This window comes from Shimia sp. CNT1-13L.2 (assembly GCF_024331145.1).
In the GTDB taxonomy this organism is placed as follows: domain Bacteria; phylum Pseudomonadota; class Alphaproteobacteria; order Rhodobacterales; family Rhodobacteraceae; genus Shimia.
This window is the reverse complement of record NZ_JANDJO010000006.1, coordinates 96,673-111,037: the sequence shown is the minus strand read 5'-3', so window position 1 is coordinate 111,037 and position 14,365 is coordinate 96,673. Positions and strand designations below refer to the sequence as shown.

Sequence of the window (14,365 nt, the reverse complement as noted above, 5' to 3'; positions counted from 1 at the left end):
GGTCAGGCGTTAAAACATGGACGGCCACGGGCAGCGCGGCCGCGTTCGGCCCCGATGGTCACGATGACCAGCTGTATCTTGCTGCGAATGCCCTGCAATGCGCGTCCTCCTGTATACCACAGTATGTCTTTGGAAGATTCGCGCAAGTCTGGGCGGAAAGCGACCAGATGTCGTTTTCAGGCTGCGGATGCTCGATTATTGGCAAGATCAGCGGCAAATTCACAGAGCGTACGCAGGGCTTGGGCAAAACGATCGTCGTCGATGGTCATGGCAACGCGGATGTGACCCGCCGCCGCCTGACCAAAGCTTTCGCCCGGCATGACGGCAATCTTGTGGGTGTCTAGAAGCTGGTTGGCAAAATCTTCACCCGAGAGGCCGGTCGCGCGCATATCCAACATGATATACATCGCGCCCTGGGCTGGAATTGGTTTGACGACGTTCTGCGCATCAAGGATATCCATTGCCAGAAGGCGGCGGCGCCGGAAGGGTTCCGCGATCTTTTCCTCCAGTGCGCTGCCCTGGTTGAGGGCGAAATCGGCGGCGTCCTGGATGAAGCCTGCCACGCCGTAAGTGGTGTGCGTGGCGAGGTTGATCAGGTGCTCGATCGCGTCCTTGGGGCCGCAGATCCAGCCAACGCGGCTGCCGGTCATGGCGTGGGATTTCGACATCGACCCAACCACCAGCGTGCGCTCGGCCATGCCGGGCAGAGCGCGGGGGCTGATGTGTTCACCCTCCCAGATCTGGGTGTCATAGACTTCGTCGGAAATCAGCCAGAGGTCGTGTTCCTCGCAGACACGGGCCACGCCTTCGAGGGTTTCACGGCTATAGACCGTGCCCGTCGGGTTGTTGGGCGTGTTGATCAGCAGCGATTTCGCGCCTTGGGCATTCTCTGCGATGTCCTCGGCACGGGGCTGGAAGGCATCCTCGGCGCGGGTCTGGATGGCGCGGGGAATGGCACCGACACCGCGCAGCACGCCGGGGTAGGTGGCATAGTAGGGATCAAGGTAAAGCGCCGTGTCGCCCTGATCGCAGGCCGCCATATGCGCGGCAAACAGAGCAGACTGGCCGCCGGGGGTGATCAGGATGTTCTCGAAGGTTGTCGGCACGCCGGTGCGGGCCTCGATGCGGGCGGCCACGTTCTCGCGCAGGGATTTGATGCCCGGCACCATGGCATAGCCCGTGTGGCCGCTGAGGGCGGCGCGGTCCATGGCTTCGAGGATCACCGGATCGGTGCGGATATCGTGTTCACCAATGGTCAGCTCCACCACCGGAACGCCCTCGGCCACCATGCGGCGCGCCTTGTAGAACACGTCCCAGCCGTCCGAGCCGCCACCGGTGAGATGGGTGATCCGTTGTGAAAGCTGCATGTGGTCCTCCTGCGCGTTAATCGGTGGCCATCGGGCCAAATCGGGCAGGGCAAGTCAAACCCTATTCCGGGTTTGTCGGAATTTCCGAATGCCATTCGGGTGAATGTGGGGGAACCCCGTTCCTGTTCGCATCGGGACACCGAATGCCATCAAGGTCCGAGAGATTGCAGGAGCGTGTCCTCCGGTCAAATCACGGCGTATCGGGCGAGTCACCCAAGAGATATCGCGGCCCCTTGCCCTTGCGGTTGGCGCGGTCTTCGGGGTTGTAGAGCTTGCAGTTCTGAAGCGAGAGACAGCCGCAGCCGATACAGCCGTCCAGCTTGTCACGCAGGGCGTTCATCTGGGCGATGCGCTGGTCAAGATCGCGCCGGAACCGCGCCGAGATGCGCTCCCAGTCGCGTTTGGTCGGGGTGCGCCCCTCGGGAAGGGTGGCAAGTGCGGCCCGTATCTCTTCGATGGAAAAGCCAAGGCCCTGCGAGATCATCACGAAAGACAGGCGCCGGATGTCCGCGCGATCATAGCGGCGTTGTCCGCCGGCGTTGCGGAACGGGAAGACAAGGCCGCGTTCCTCGTAGAATCGGATGGCAGAGGGGGCAAGGCCCGTCCGTTCGGCAATATCCCCGATTGTCAAACCTGCGCGTGCAAGTGGTTTGGTTTTCATTGAATAATTCCGTTTGACCTCAAGTTAACTTGAAGAATTAGGATGGTTTCAAGTCAATTCAACCCCCAAGGAAAGGGCACATCATGAAACTTGAGCACGTCAACATCACCGTTCCCAACCCCAAGGCCAGCGCCGCGATCCTGTGCGAGCTGTTCGGATGGCATGTGCGGTGGGAAGGAGAAGCCAAGGACAACGGGTTTACCGTGCACGTCGGCGACGACGAGAGCTATCTGGCGCTTTACGCCCCCAACAAGAGGCTTGAGCCGACCGGCAATACCTATGTGCGCATTGGTGGCATGAACCACATCGGTGTGGTGGTGGCGGATCTTGATGCTGTTGAGGCCAAGGTCAAAGCCGCAGGATACACGCCACACAGCCATGGCGACTATGAACCCGGTATCCGGTTCTATTTCGACGGTCCGGATGACATCGAGTTCGAGGTGGTCAGCTATGCGTAATCTGAAGGATCACCCTGTTGGACTGTTGTTGTGGACGGGCATGCTGCTTGGGGCGACGTTTCCCTTGGGCAAGATGGCCGCCGCCGCCGGGGTGCCGCCGCTGATCTGGGCGATGGTGGTGTCGGGAGGGGCGAGCCTTGTTTTGTTGCCGCTTGGTCTGGCCAAGGGCGTTCTGTCAGTCCCGCGTGGACAGGCGTTGCGCTACGTGGTGATTTCGGGGTCGGTGAGCTTTGCCCTGATCAACGTGATGATCTTTGCGCTGGTGCCATTGGTTGGCGCAGGGCAGGTGGGGATGATGTTTGCCCTGTCGCCGGTGACTACCCTTGCGCTGTCGGTTCTCGCGGGGCTGCGGGGGCCGGGACGATTGGGCGTTGCGGGTATCACGCTTGGCATGGTTGGCGCCTTGCTGGTGGCATGGGGCAGGGGCGGCCTTGGCGACGGGGCCATGACATGGTCGCTGGTCGCGCTGCTGATCCCTGTGGTTCTGGCCGTTGGTAACGTCTACCGGACCCTTGACTGGCCCGAGGGCGTGCATCCTCTGGCGCTCGCGTTCTGGAGCCATCTTGCGGCGATCCTTGGCCTTGTGGCCGTCCAGCTTGCGATGGCGGGCGACTTGCCGTTGGGCAGGCTGGTCGAGGTGCCGGGCCTTGCGATCATACAGGCGATTGCCGCGGGTCTGACCTTTCCGGCCTACTTCCGCCTTCAGAAGGTGGGCGGGCCGGTCCTGCTCAGCCAGATTGGCTATGTCGCCGCGGCGGTTGGTCTGGTCTCGGCGGTTGTGTTTCTTGGCGAACGCTATGCGGCGCTGGTCTGGTGCGGTGCTGGTATCATCGGCGGCGGGATCGCCCTGACCATCCTTGCCCAAACCGGCCGTCGCCCCGCGTTTCCGGCGATTTTCCTTGGGCGCAGGACACGTGCGCGTCTCGTCGTGCGCGAGACCGCGCGCGAAGACGGGCAAAGGATCTATTGCCAGACCTGTTCACGCAACACGGCCTGATCAAAGCAAAACAGCGCGGCGCAATCCGCGCTGTTTCGCGCTTCAAGCAGGCGCTTGACCGCCCGCAAACCGCTGGCTATGGTCGCCGCCATGAACACTGCACGCATCATCATTATTTGCTGCATTCCCTGCTGAGACAATCTGGCGGGCCGTTCTTCTATTCCAAACATCAGCTGAAGTTGTTAAGCCCGCCCCGAGCGTAACCGTGCCTTTTGGCCGCCCGAGGATGAGACATGACAACGATCAAGCTCCACAACTCCAAGACCCGCAAAAAAGAGGTCTTTTCGCCGATCGATCCCGACAATGTGCGGATGTATGTCTGTGGCCCCACGGTTTATGACCGCGCCCATATCGGTAATGCGCGTCCGGTGGTGGTGTTTGACGTGCTCTATCGCCTGCTGCGCCACGTCTATGGGCCGGATCACGTGACCTATGTGCGCAACTTCACCGACGTGGACGACAAGATCAACGCCCGCGCCGCCGAGTCCGGCCGCGAGATCGGCGAGATCACGGCAGAAACCACGCAGTGGTATCTTGATGACATGGGCGCACTGGGTGCGATGGAGCCCAACGAGATGCCCCGCGCGACGCAGTACATCCCGCAGATGATCGAAATGATCGAAGGGTTGATCGCGGATGGGTTCGCCTATGCCAAGGATGGCCACGCCCTGTTTCGCGTGCGCGCCTATAAGCATTACGGTGCACTGTCCGGGCGCTCGGTCGATGACATGATCGCCGGTGCACGGGTCGAGGTGGCGCCCTATAAAGAAGACCCGATGGATTTCGTCCTGTGGAAGCCCTCTACCGACGATCTGCCGGGGTGGGACAGCCCCTGGGGGCGCGGGCGTCCGGGCTGGCATATCGAATGCTCGGCCATGTCCAAGGACCTGCTGGGCGAGTCCTTTGACATTCACGGTGGCGGCAACGACCTGCAATTCCCGCACCACGAAAACGAGATCGCGCAAAGCTGCTGTGCCTCGGGTCACGCCGAGGACGGGGGCGGATTTGCCAACTACTGGCTGCACAACGAGATGCTTCAGGTCGAGGGCAAGAAGATGTCCAAAAGCCTTGGCAACTTCTTTACCGTGCATGACCTTCTGGAACAGGGCATTCCGGGCGAGGTGATCCGCTTTGTCTTCCTGTCGACGCATTACGGCAAGCCGATGGACTGGACCGCCAAGAAGGCGGCGGAGGCAAAAGAAGTCCTGAGAAAGTGGGCAGGTGTCGCCGTCGAAAGTGAACGTGTTGGCCCGGACGAAGAAGTGGTTGATGCCCTTAGCGATGACTTGAATACTTGGGGAGCAATAGATCGTATGCATGAGCTCTTCGAATCTGATGAGCGAGAGTTGCTCTCAGCATCTGCGAAGTTGCTAGGATTTGATTTGCTATCGATTGCTTCTTCAAACTGGGCAAAACCTTTTGCTTTCGAAACCGAAGATGGGCGTTTTTTAGAAGAAGGAATCGACTATCTTCCCACCGTCGCGGTCTTCGGTTGGGGGACTATTTCAGATGATGTACGAGATTCTGCCCTCGCCATCGTCCATAGATGGCTCAAGCACCGTCGTGAAAAGGCTTGGGCTGAGGCGGATGCATTGCGAGATGCTGCTCTACAAGCCGGGGTCGAGTTACGTGCTACCCGTTCTCCAAATGGAGTGAATGGCGGTACGGCGTCTCTATTGAGTGAAGTGAGTATTGCAAAGCTGGAAAGTCTTCTGTGATGCAAAAGAACAAAAGGGCTGTGCCCGTCCGCGGGGGGGCGTGTAGCGCCCGCCCGGGGGGGCGGACGGGCGCTGCCCGTGCCGCAAGTGCTACGGGCAAGGAGCAGGACCAATGACCAAAGAACGTCTTTATCTCTACGACACCACCCTGCGGGATGGGCAGCAGACGCAAGGGGTTCAGTTCTCGACCCCCGAAAAGGCGCAGATCGCGGCGGTTCTGGACGAGTTGGGCGTGGACTATGTCGAGGGCGGCTGGCCCGGTGCCAATCCGACCGACAGCGAGTTCTTCGAGACCCGGCCAAAGATGAAGGCCACCTTCACCGCCTTTGGCATGACCAAGCGGGCGGGCATGTCGGCCGAGAATGACGATGTGCTGGCCGCCGTCATGAACGCGGGCGCGCCTGCGGTGTGTCTTGTCGGCAAGACCCATGATTTCCACGTCGATACCGCGCTTGGCATCACGCTTGAGGAAAACACCGTAAACATCCGCCGTACAATGGAATATCTGGTGGCGCAGGGACGCGAGGCCCTGTTTGACGCCGAGCATTTCTTTGATGGCTACAAGTCGAACCCCGACTACGCGCTGGAGGCCGTAAAAGCGGCGTATGAGGCCGGTGCACGTTGGATCGTGCTGTGTGACACCAACGGTGGTGCCCTGCCGCGCGAGGTCTATGAGATCACCAAGGCGGTGATCGCGGCGGGCATTCCCGGTGATCATCTGGGCATCCACACCCACAATGACACCGAACACGCGGTGGCCAACTCTCTCGCCGCCATCGACGCAGGGGCGCGGCAGGTGCAGGGCACGCTCAACGGGCTTGGCGAACGCTGTGGCAATGCCAACCTGACGACCCTGATCCCGACCTTGCTGCTCAAGGAGCCCTACGCAAGCAAATACGACATCGGTGTCAGCATGTCGGCGCTGGAAGGGCTGACCCGCGCCAGCCGTCTTCTGGATGACATCCTGAACCGGGTGCCGATGAAACAGGCGGCCTATGTGGGGGCCTCGGCCTTTGCCCACAAGGCGGGTCTGCACGCCAGCGCGATCCTGAAAGACCCAAGCACCTATGAACACATCGAGCCGTCGGTGGTGGGCAATGAGCGGGTCATACCCATGTCGAACCAGGCCGGACAGTCGAACCTGCGCAAGCGGCTTGCTGATGCCGGTCTGGCGGTCGAAAAGGGCAACGGCGCATTGGGGCGTATCCTCAACCGCATCAAGGAGCGCGAGGCGGAAGGCTACAGCTATGACAGTGCGCAGGCGAGTTTCGAACTCTTGGCGCGGGATGAACTGGGGCTGCGGGAAACCTTTTTTGACGTAGAGCGCTATCGCGTGATTTCCGAACGCCGCCGCAATGCGCGGGGGCATATTGTCGTGGAATCCGAGGCGGTTGTGACGGTTCAACTGACGGGCGGTAAACAGACCACCAGCTACTTCAAGAACGAAAACGCCGACGAGTTGCACGACAAGGGGCCGGTCAATGCGCTCTGGCAGGCGCTCAAGATGGACCTTGGCGCTTATCAGGCCGAAATCGACGGCGTGAAGCTTGTCGACTTCAAGGTGCGCATCACCAATGGCGGCATAGAGGCGGTGACCCGCGTGATCATCGACTTCGAGGACGAGGCCGGGCGGCGGTGGTCGACGGTTGGTGTCTCGGCCAATATCATCGATGCCTCGTTCCAGGCGCTGGAAGACGCGATCAACTGGAAACTTGTGCACAACCGGATGGTGGCCGCGCAATGAAGGAAGAAGACCTCAACGCCTGCGCAGAGATCGTCCACCGGGGCGATCCGGACCGGTTTCTGGCGGTGATGGCCGCCAAACCCAGTGCGCGTGAGGTCCTGTTTCCGATCTTTGCCTTCAATGTCGAGGTCGCGCGCGCGCCCTGGGTGACGCAGGAGACCATGATTGCCGAGATGCGCCTGCAATGGTGGCGGGATGCGCTGGACGAGATTGCCGAGGGTGGCGCGGTGCGTCGCCACGAGGTGGTGACACCATTGTCCGAGATGATCACTGCCGAAGAGGCCCGTCTGCTTGATGCGGTGGTTGTGGCGCGCCGGTGGGACATCTACCGCGACCCGTTCGAAGATGCCGCGCATTTCGAGGCCTTCATCGACCAGACCTCGGGCAATCTCCTGCTGGTGGCTGCGCGGGCACTTGGCGAGGCCGACGAGGGTGTGGTGCGTGATTTCGCCTATGCCTCGGGGATCGCCAACTGGCTGCGGGCCATTCCCGAACTGGAAGCGCGCGGCCGTGTGCCGCTGGTGGACGGGCGGCCAGAGGCCGTGTCGGCGCTGGCAAAGGGGGCATTGGTGCGTCTCAAGTCAGCACGGGCGCAACGGGGCAGGGTGTCCCGCATGGCAGGACAGGCGCTGTTGTCCGGCTGGCAGACGGCGGCGGTTCTCAAACAGGCTGCGGCCGCGCCCGAGCGTGTGGCACGCGGAGAGCTTGCGATCAGCGAATTTGCCAGGAAATCCAGTTTGATGCGCCGTGCCCTGACTGGGCGGTGGTAGGACATCCTTCTCGAAGGATTTCACGACAACAGAGTTTTCTAGAAAACTCTGGCTCGCTTACTCCTCGGCCGGGCGCAATGTCAGCCAGATCAGCGCGCCACCGGCCAGCATCAGGAAGGGGGCCATCGCGAGGTTGACCGACATCCAGCCATCCACCGGATTGCCGCCGGAACAGTTCATCAGCCCACCCGAGGCCAGCGAAGCCACCGTCACACCGCCAAAGACCAGGAGATCGTTCAAGCCCTGCATCCGTCCGCGCTCGTGTGGCTCGTGCGCGCCGGCAAGCATGGTGGTCGCGCCGATGAAGCCAAAGTTCCAGCCCACGCCGAGCAGGATCAGCGCGATAAAGAAGTTTTCGAGTTCGACGCCCTGAAGGGCAACCGCCCCTGCGCCGGCAAGGATCACGAGACCTGCAGCCACGATCTTTTCCACGCCGAAACGTGCGATCAGGTGGCCGGTAAAGAACGAGGGCGCAAACATCGCCAGAACGTGGGCCGTGACGACATCGGCGGCCGAGTTCTGTTCAAAACCGCAACCGACAACAGCCAGCGGGGTCGAGGTCATCACGAGGTTCATCAGGGCATAGCTGACCATGGCGCAGATCACGGCCACTGCGATGCGTGGCGTGGTGATCAACTGCCAGCGGGTGCGTCCCTTGGGGGCGTCGTCCTTGGGCGCTTCCGGTTTCGGAATGTTGATGAACAGGAACAGCGCCGAGCCCACCACGTTGATCGCAATCACCGCAAGGTAGGTGCCAAGGAAGGGGATCACCATCGACTGCGAGGTGACCTTGACCAGTTGCGGACCGATGATGGCCGAGGCCAGACCGCCAGCCATCACGTAGGAAATCGCCTTGGGACGGAAAGCGTCAGAGGCCGTGTCGGCGGCGGCAAAGCGATAAAACCCCTGCGCGCTCATGTAGATACCGGTCAGGAAACTGCCGACCAGGAAGATGGTAAAGTTGTTGAGGTAGAGCCCGTAAGCCCCGATTGCCCCACCGATTGCGCCGCCGGCAGAACCGACCATAAAGCCGACGCGACGGCCAAAGCGCTGCATGATGGCAGAAAGCGGTGTCGCCGAGAGCATCGAGCCCACCACGATCAGGGAGATCGGAAGCGTTGCAAAGCAGACGTTGGTGGCCAGCGACTGTCCGGCCAGCCCCCCGATGGTAAAGATCATCGGCATCTGGGCGCCCAGGAAGGCCTGTGCGAGGACGAGGATAATCACCGTGCGTTTGGCGCGGCTGTCATCTACGGTGGACGAAATGTCGGTGGCTTGGGTCATGCAGCAAGCGTTATCTTGTTAAGAATGAGAGGTCCAGCACCTGTGGACATCATTTGATGCAATAAGATCATGAAGCCGTGAAGGGGAAACAGGGTGGCGGTTGGCAGGATAATCGAAACGTCCGATTGCGTGGCGGAAGGTGCGGCGTGGCTGGCAGCGCAGGATGCGCGCTTTGCCAGGGCGCTTGAACAGACGGGGCCACTGCCTTTGCGTCTGCGTCCGGACGGGTTTGCCCAGCTTCTGAGCGCCATTGTCAGCCAGCAGGTCAGCGTCGCTTCTGCCAATGCGATCTGGACGCGCCTGAAAGACGCACGGATGACCGGGCCGCGCAAGATCATGTGGGCCAGTGACGAAGACCTGCGCGCACTTGGTCTCAGCCGCCAGAAGGTGCGCTATGCCCGGGCGCTGGCCGAGGCGCGGATCAACTATGCCGCCCTGCGTGATGCCCCGACGGATGAGGTGATCGCGACGCTGACCGAAGTCAGTGGCATTGGCGTATGGACCGCCGAGATCTATGCGATGTTTTCGCTGGGGCGGGCGGATGTGTTTGCCCCCGGTGATCTTGCCTTGCAGGAAGCGGCGCGCATCCTGTTTGATCTTGAGGCCCGCCCGAAGGAACGCGACCTGCGGCAAATGGCCGAAGACTGGGCGCCATGGCGATCGGTTGCGGCGCGGCTGTTATGGGCCTACTACCGTGTTGCAAAGGACAGGGAAGGAATCCGATGACACGCGTTTTGACCACCGGCCGCAAAGAGCCGAAATCCGGCACCACCCGTTCGGTGGTGATTTTCCTGCACGGCTACGGTGCGAACGGGGCAGACCTTCTTGGCCTGGCCGATCCCTTGTCGGATCACATGCCCGATACGCTTTTCCTTGCGCCCGATGCGCCCGAAAGCTGCGCAGGGGCGCCGTTTGGGTACCAGTGGTTCCCGATCCCGTGGATCGACGGCTCGTCCGAAGAGGAATCCATGCGGGGCATGCAGGCCGCGGTGGATGATCTCAACGCCTTTCTTGATGCGGTGATGGTGGACGAGGATGTCCTGCCGGAACAGGTTGTGTTGTTCGGCTTTAGCCAGGGCACGATGATGAGCCTGCATGTGGCCCCGCGCCGCGAAGACGAGGTGGCAGGGATCGTGGCCTTCTCGGGCCGTCTGCTTGCGCCCGAGTTGCTTGCCGACGAGGTGGTCAGCAAGCCACCGGTTCTGCTGGTGCATGGCGATGCAGATGACGTGGTACCCGTGCAGTCGCTGCCGGAAGCTGCGGAAGCGTTGCAAGGGGCAGGGTGGACGGATGTCTATGCCCATATCATGAAAGGCACCGGCCACGGTATCGCGCCGGATGGTCTTTCGGTGGCGCTTGCCTTCATGCGCGACAAGCTTGGCTTCTGAGCGTGACATTTCTGCATAAATAACACCCATGCCGCCCCCCAAGGGCGGCATTTTTGAAAAAGCCTTTCCGCAATTCGGGGCGACCGCCTATAGATGGGGGATAGCCCTAGGAATTCAAAACATTGGAGCCCGCCCGTGCATTGCCGTAGCGCCAAGACCCATAAATCTCCCCGACGCAACGCAACTTTCGCGGCAGCCGTGGCCGCTGCTTTCGTCTCCGGTGCTTCTGCGGCCGTCGCTGAAAGCAGCACGGTTCCCCTGCACAACCATCCCACCCGCCTGATCTCGCTCGAGACCGCGAATATGAACCCTGCGGGGACGGTCGAGCTTTCGGTTGGCACCATGCAGACCGATCCCAGCAAGGGTTCCGGCACCGGCAACCAGCTTTACTTTGGTGGTGGTAGCTATTCGCCCACCGACCGTCTGACCTTTGGTTTCGACCTGCAAACCTATCAGGATCCGACGATCAGCCCGATCAGCGGCGCTTTCCCGGATATCAAGATGCACACCGGCGCGCTTTGGGCCAAGTATCAGGTTTACAAGGGCAGCCGCGTTTCGATGGCGGCGCTGGCCTCGGTTGAAAACCTCTTTGCACTGGAAGGCCCGCTTTATGGCGGCCGTAACGAACATGTGCTGATCGGCGCGCTCAAGGCACCGATCACCATCAAGGCTTCGCAACAGCTTGAATTCCACATCACACCCGGGGTTTCCTTCTTCCCCAACACGGTTGGCGGTCAGCCTTACTACGGCACCGTTGGCAGCATTGGTTTGGGCGCAAGCTACAAACCGTCCGAACGGCTGGCGTTCTTTGCTTCTGCCGAGACTGCAGTGAGCGGTGCAAACAATGTGGATAGCACTGCGGCCTATACCAAAGATACGGTTCTAACCATTGGTGGCCGCTACAACGTGACCCCGAAAGTCGCACTTGAGGCCTTTGTAACGAACGGCGCAGGGCTTACGCCTGCAACAAGCGTTCTGACGCACTGGCCGGATGGGGATGATATCCTTGCCGGTCTTCGCCTTGTCTATACCCCAGGTGCAAACCTCCCGATCAGCTATCGTGGTCAGCCCGCGCCCGTGACCCGCAGACAGGCCAACCTGCAATATGACGGGTTTACCCTCGGCAGCGCCGATGTTCTTGATCCGGGCATGGTACGTGCCACCGTTTGGGGCGGCAGCGACAGCAACAGCGGTGTCGGGATCTCGTTCAGCCCCGATCAGGATGGCGAAATCCAGCTGTTTGTCGAAAAATATTCGGACAGCCCGTCCGCGCCTGCGGCCCTCGTGCCAACCACCGAAGTGCGTTACATGATCGGTCCGAAGCTGCGCTTCATGGATCAGAACAACGGCGATGCGTTCTCGCTCAGCGGGCGTATGCTGTTTGGTCGTCACAAAGAGCCGCTGGTTGGTGGTGTCGGCGTGTTCTACGTTGACGCGATGGCGAGCTATAAATCGAGTGATCGTTTCGTGTTTACGGTTGCGCCCAAGCTGGGGGCGTTTGGCAACATCGAAATGGCGGGTCTTGGCCTTGGTGTGAACTATCAGGTGAGCGAAAATCTTGAGCTGATCGCCGAGGCGACGCCGGTTGGTCTTGATGGCGATACGGCCACCTGGGCGGCGGGGCTGCGCTACAACATCGGCAAGTCCGGTTTCAGCATTGATGCCAGCGCGACCAATGCCGTTGGTCGTCAGGGCATCGGTTCGATGATTGCCCAGGACGATACGCGCTTTACCATCGCCCTTTCCAAAACCTTCGATGGCCGGGGCCTGAAGTTCTGGTAATGCCCTGAAGGCAGACGGTGATTTCTAATTTGGCCGGTCCTGCAGGACCGGCCTTTTTGTCTGCGTGTGTAGGACTGCCTGTCATATGGGCGTCACGGAATCAAACTAGCCCTTTATGTGTGGTCACATATATCGTGAGGCTTGCCAGAAAGCGGCTACGATATATAGTGGGTATAAGGCTGGGGCGGGTGCGTCCGCCTCGATGCTTCAACAACAGGCAGACGAGGCGAAGGACGACTCGAACCATGGATGGCGATTTCAGGACAGAATTTGTAAGGGCACCCGCCGGGGCACGTAACCACCCGGCTTTGGTTTTGAATGCGGATTACAGGCCACTATCCTACTATCCGCTGTCCCTCTGGCCCTGGCAGGATGCGGTCAAGGCGGCGTTCATGGACAGGGTGGATATCGTCGCCGAATATGACCAAGTGGTCCGAAGTCCTTCCACGGAAATTCGCATTCCCTCTGTCGTTGTCCTCAAAGATTATGTTCGACCTCAAAAGCGCGTGGCCTTCACGCGCTTTAATTTATTTCTGAGGGATGAATTCCGCTGCCAATACTGCGGCAGCAAGGGCGATCTGACCTTTGACCACGTGGTGCCCCGCGCGGCAGGTGGCGTGACAAGCTGGGAAAACGTGGTGGCGGCCTGTAGCCCGTGTAATCTCAGGAAGGGATCAAAATCGCTGCGACGGGCCGGAATGCGCCTGTACAAGGCGCCGCGCCAGCCAAGTTCAGAAGAACTGCGCAACATGGGGCGCCGGTTTCCGCCGAATTACCTGCACGAAAGCTGGCTCGACTTTCTCTACTGGGACGCCGAACTCGACGCCTGATGCCCGAAGACCCGCAGGTCTCCGAGCCAACTGTTCCGATTAGCGCTTGGGCGGTGTCAGATAGGTTTCCGATGCCCCGCGATTGCTTTCGCGCAGTTCCATCTTGGCAATGGATTGCAGGTGGACTTCATCCGGCCCATCGGCAAACCGCAGGGCGCGACCCCAGGTATAGTGATCGGCAAGCGGGGTGTCGGGCGTGAGGCCCATTGCACCGAACAGCTGCATGGCCCGATCCGTCACACGTGTGTGCAGGGCAGGGGCGACCACCTTGATCATCGAGATTTCCTTGCGCGCCTCCTTGGCCCCGACATTGTCGATCATCCAGGCTGCTTTGAGGGTCAGCAGGCGGGCCTGCTCGATCTCGATCCGCGATTTCGCAATCCATTCACGGATAACACCCTGTTGAGACAGGTGCTTGCCAAAGGTTTTGCGCTCTTGCGAGCGGTCGACCATCAGCTCAAGCGCCAGTTCCGCCGCCCCGATCGAGCGCATGCAGTGGTGGATACGACCCGGCCCAAGCCGTGCCTGTGCCAGCGCAAACCCGCTGCCTTCTTCACCAAGGAGGTTCGAGGCAGGGACACGCACGTTGGTGAACAGGATCTCGGCATGGCCTTCCGGCGCGTGGTGGTTGAGAACCGTCGGGTTGCGTACGATCTCTACACCGGGGGTGTCGCGCGGCACGATAATCATGCTCTGCTGTTTGTGGGTGTCGGCCTCGGGGTCGGTCTTGCCCATGACGATGAACACCTTGCAGTTCGGATGTGTCGCATTGGTGATAAACCACTTGCGGCCATTGATGACGTATTCATCACCTTCACGCCGCATGGATGTCGTGATGTTCGTGGCGTCAGACGAGGCCACATCGGGTTCCGTCATCGCAAAGGCCGAGCGGATTTCGCCATTCAGCAGCGGCTCAAGCCATTGCTCGCGCTGTTCGGGCGTCGCGAACATGTGCAGCAGTTCCATGTTGCCGGTGTCAGGCGCGTTGCAGTTGAACACCTCTGCCGACCAAGGCACGCGCCCCATGATTTCCGCCAGCGGGGCATAATCAAGGTTGCTAAGCGGCGTGCCGGGTTCGTCTTCTTTCAGGCTCGGCAGGAACATGTTCCAAAGCCCTTCCTCACGGGCTAGTTTCTTGAGGTCTTCCATGAAGGACACCGGGAATTGTCCGGCGTGGGTTTCCTCGTGGTGCTGGCGTATGCGGGGCAGGATGTGAGCGTCCATAAAGCCTTGAAGCTTTTGACGCATTTCCTGGCTGCGGGGGGAAAAGGCAAAATCCATCTGTGCTCTCCTGTCGGCCTTGCGTGCGGGCGGTTTGCGGTGATCTTCGCACAGGATTTGACATTTCAGAACTTTGGAATTTCAA

At 60.5% G+C, this 14,365-nt stretch carries 14 protein-coding genes; 10 read left to right on the top strand and 4 right to left on the bottom strand.

Going from position 1 to position 14,365, the window contains the following annotated elements; genetic code table 11:
- Window positions 1–176: 176 nt before the first annotated feature.
- Window positions 177–1,367: a pyridoxal phosphate-dependent aminotransferase gene (locus NNA36_RS14055; protein ID WP_255108083.1), complete on the bottom strand. Its 1,191-nt coding sequence runs from the start codon at window positions 1,365–1,367 to the stop codon at window positions 177–179.
- A 190-nt stretch (window positions 1,368–1,557) separates the two neighbouring features.
- Window positions 1,558–2,028 (bottom strand): redox-sensitive transcriptional activator SoxR, encoded by a 471-nt coding sequence (soxR, locus tag NNA36_RS14050; RefSeq protein WP_255108082.1) that lies wholly within the window; start codon window positions 2,026–2,028, stop codon window positions 1,558–1,560.
- Window positions 2,029–2,111: 83 nt separating this feature from the next.
- Here soxR and NNA36_RS14045 point away from each other — a divergent pair, with 83 nt between their 5' ends.
- The 6 genes from NNA36_RS14045 (at window position 2,112) to NNA36_RS14020 (ending at window position 7,715) form a co-directional block, all read left to right on the top strand.
- A complete protein-coding gene (locus tag NNA36_RS14045) occupies window positions 2,112–2,486 on the top strand; it encodes a VOC family protein (RefSeq protein WP_255108081.1) in 375 nt (124 codons plus the stop codon).
- Window positions 2,479–3,483, top strand: coding sequence for a DMT family transporter (locus tag NNA36_RS14040; RefSeq protein ID WP_255108080.1), 1,005 nt, complete (start codon window positions 2,479–2,481; stop codon window positions 3,481–3,483). The genes NNA36_RS14045 and NNA36_RS14040 overlap by 8 nt, the downstream gene beginning before the upstream one ends.
- Entirely contained in the window at window positions 3,453–3,686 is a 234-nt protein-coding gene (locus NNA36_RS14035; protein ID WP_255108339.1) for a hypothetical protein, read from the top strand. Before NNA36_RS14040 ends, NNA36_RS14035 begins: the two co-directional genes overlap by 31 nt.
- Before the next feature lie 30 nt (window positions 3,687–3,716).
- Entirely contained in the window at window positions 3,717–5,201 is a 1,485-nt protein-coding gene (gene cysS, locus NNA36_RS14030) for a cysteine--tRNA ligase (protein WP_255108078.1), read from the top strand.
- Window positions 5,202–5,313: 112 nt separating this feature from the next.
- The gene (cimA, locus tag NNA36_RS14025) at window positions 5,314–6,945 is read left to right on the top strand and encodes a citramalate synthase (RefSeq protein ID WP_255108075.1); all 1,632 of its coding nucleotides are present in this window, start codon (window positions 5,314–5,316) and stop codon (window positions 6,943–6,945) included.
- Entirely contained in the window at window positions 6,942–7,715 is a 774-nt protein-coding gene (locus tag NNA36_RS14020) for a squalene/phytoene synthase family protein (protein ID WP_255108073.1), read from the top strand. The genes cimA and NNA36_RS14020 overlap by 4 nt, the downstream gene beginning before the upstream one ends.
- Window positions 7,716–7,772: 57 nt before the next feature.
- Here the strand turns inward: NNA36_RS14020 and NNA36_RS14015 are convergent, their stop codons facing one another.
- Window positions 7,773–8,999: an MFS transporter gene (locus NNA36_RS14015; protein ID WP_255108071.1), complete on the bottom strand. Its 1,227-nt coding sequence runs from the start codon at window positions 8,997–8,999 to the stop codon at window positions 7,773–7,775.
- A 93-nt stretch (window positions 9,000–9,092) separates the two neighbouring features.
- On the opposite strand from NNA36_RS14015, the gene NNA36_RS14010 reads away from it, so the two are divergent.
- From NNA36_RS14010 to NNA36_RS13995, 4 genes are all read left to right on the top strand, one after another.
- A complete protein-coding gene (locus NNA36_RS14010) occupies window positions 9,093–9,725 on the top strand; it encodes a DNA-3-methyladenine glycosylase 2 family protein (protein ID WP_255108069.1) in 633 nt (210 codons plus the stop codon).
- Entirely contained in the window at window positions 9,722–10,387 is a 666-nt protein-coding gene (locus NNA36_RS14005; protein WP_255108067.1) for an alpha/beta hydrolase, read from the top strand. The genes NNA36_RS14010 and NNA36_RS14005 overlap by 4 nt, the downstream gene beginning before the upstream one ends.
- Window positions 10,388–10,585: 198 nt before the next feature.
- Window positions 10,586–12,169 carry a hypothetical protein gene (locus NNA36_RS14000; RefSeq protein WP_255108065.1) on the top strand — a complete coding sequence of 528 codons (1,584 nt, stop codon included), beginning with the start codon at window positions 10,586–10,588 and terminating at the stop codon, window positions 12,167–12,169.
- A 245-nt stretch (window positions 12,170–12,414) separates the two neighbouring features.
- Window positions 12,415–12,999: an HNH endonuclease gene (locus NNA36_RS13995; protein ID WP_255108063.1), complete on the top strand. Its 585-nt coding sequence runs from the start codon at window positions 12,415–12,417 to the stop codon at window positions 12,997–12,999.
- Window positions 13,000–13,038: 39 nt separating this feature from the next.
- Here the strand turns inward: NNA36_RS13995 and NNA36_RS13990 are convergent, their stop codons facing one another.
- Window positions 13,039–14,280 (bottom strand): acyl-CoA dehydrogenase family protein, encoded by a 1,242-nt coding sequence (locus tag NNA36_RS13990; RefSeq protein ID WP_255108062.1) that lies wholly within the window; start codon window positions 14,278–14,280, stop codon window positions 13,039–13,041.
- Window positions 14,281–14,365: the final 85 nt, after the last annotated feature.